Below are 2,241 nucleotides of genomic sequence, written 5' to 3'. Positions count from 1 at the left end.
TCGGTCACGCCGCCGAGCGCGTCGGTGACTTTCCAGAGACGACCGAGTTGATCATACTGGTAGATCGTCTCGTTGCCCAGAGCATCGATGATTTTGGACTGACGCCCGAGAGAATCGAGTTGGGTGACAACCACGGAACCAGTCGGCGAGATCGTCTCGGTGGCACGACCGAGAGCGTCGAAGCGGGTGACGGTGGTATTCCCAAGCGCATCGGTCGCGGAGCAAACGCCGTTCGTTCCCGCGCCTCCGCAACTCGGACAGCCCACGTCCGCGCAATAGCCTTGGCGCACGACGTTGCCGAGCGCATCAACTGTTTTCACAAGCTGGTTGCTCTTGTTGAACGTGAACGTCGTCGTCGAGCCTTTCGAATCCGTGCGGGCAATCACGTTGTTGTTGCCGTCATAGACTGTGCTCGTCACATTGCCGTTCGCGTCGGTCGCGGAGACAAGGCGGTTCTTCTTGTCATAGCGGAACGATGAGGTCTTTCCGGCGGCATCCGTCGAGGTCAGGCGGTTGCCGTTCGGGTCGAACGTGAAGGTCGTCGTGTTGCCGGAGGCATCTGTCATCGAGGTCACGCGCCCGGCGGCGTCGCTCACCATCGTCCGCGTGTTCCCCGCGGCGTCGGTGAAGCTAGCGAGGTTGCCCCAGCCGTCATAGCCGATCTGCGTGAGGTTGCCGTAGCTGTCGCCCATCCCAGAGATGTTCCCGCTCGTCGTGTCGTACACCAGCGTCTGCACAGCGCCGCCGGGTTTGTGGATTTCTGTCGGCTGGCCAAATTCATTGTTGACGTAGCTGGTCACGTTGCCCGCGGGGTCAGTGGATGCGAGCAGGTTCCCCGTCGGGGTGTACGTGTTCTCGCTCGTTTTCCCCTCGGCGTCTGTGACGGTCAGGACGCGGTTGAAAACGAGGTCGTAAGAATAGGTCGTCGTGTTCCCGAGCGCGTCGTTCTGGGTCAGGAGATTTCCCCTCTCGTCGAGCGTGTTTCGCGAAACGTTGCCGCGTGCATCACGCTGCTCAAGGACGTTCTTGTTCTCGTCCCGTACCCACTCGACCTTGTTCCCCTCGCCGTCAACGAACAGCGCCTTGGCGCCGTCGGCGTTGTAACCGTAGGTTCGTGTGTTCCCGTTGGCATCCACGTACTTGGTGGTCCGCGACACGAAGTCCGTCTGCGCCGACCGGATGTAACCCTCGGTGTCCACACTCCGGCTCCAGCGACCGTTCCCGTCATAATAGATGTACGCCGTGTTCCCGTTTTTATCGGTTTTCGACACCATCCTGTGGGCGGCGTCGTAGGCATAGCTCTCGGCGTGCCCGAGGACATCCGTCACCGAGACGAGGTCACTGCCGGAGTACGTGAACGCTACCGTCCGCCCGTACAGGTCGGTTACAGACGTGACGTGGCCGTTCGCGATCTGGAACGTGAGCGCCACTCTCCCCGCCGCATCAGTCACCGTTGAGGGTAAGCCGTTCGCGTACTGGACCGTGACGGTATTCCCGTTCGGCTCGCTCATCGAGAGGAGTTTCCCATCAAGTCCGAACTCCCGCACGATGCCTTCCTTGCTTCGCAGAGTGAACCCGCCCGCGTGCCGCGTGAGCGTGTCGTACACACCCGCTGGGTTCGTGTAGTCGCTCGTCCCGTTCGGTCTGAATACCTTTTCAATGCCGTTCTCTTTCGTCCACGTGACGTTCCCGTTGGCGTCCACCGACATCCGCTGGCCATAGCTCCAGCCCCACCCCGCGCCCAAACCAAGGTCCGCGCTTTTGATGGAGTTGTACGTCCGGCTGAACACGACGGGGATTCCGCGGGAGTTGACGGTGAGGTCAGTCTCGGTGAACGTGAGGTTGCCAGCCGACAGGTTCACCTGCGACGCGCCCCCGTCGTCGCAGCATCCCGGGCAGTCGCATTCGCCGTCGCCGCTTTCCTGCGGTTTGTTCCCCGACCCGCTGCCTCCGCTCAAGGTCACGGGCGACGACACGCCCGTGCCGCCGCTGATGATGTACTGGCCGCCGCCGATGTAGCCGCTGCCGCGCCAGCCGCCTATGGTTATGGGGTACCTCGGGACGTACACGTGCGCGCCCTCGTTCACGAGGTCCTCGATGGCGTCCAGGAACGCCTCGTCGTGCTGGTGGAGGTACATAAACCTCGTCTCCTCCCAGTTTCCCGAGTTCACGAGGAATATCTCCCACCCCTTCGCTGCGCTCGCGTGCATTATCTTGACCGCGCTCACGCCTTCTTCGTCC

The 2,241-nt window shown here is 62.0% G+C and carries 1 protein-coding gene; it reads right to left on the bottom strand.

Going from position 1 to position 2,241, the window contains the following annotated elements:
• Positions 1-2,138 (bottom strand): RHS repeat protein (locus HY962_16795; GenBank protein ID MBI5648591.1); only part of this gene is annotated, 2,138 nt, incomplete at its 3' end.
• Positions 2,139-2,241: the final 103 nt, after the last annotated feature.

It is taken from the genome of Ignavibacteriota bacterium (genome assembly GCA_016218045.1).
Taxonomy (GTDB): domain Bacteria; phylum Bacteroidota; class Ignavibacteria; order SZUA-365; family SZUA-365; genus JACRFB01.
Note: the sequence above shows the minus strand (reverse complement) of the source record. Positions and strands in the feature narration are given on the sequence as shown.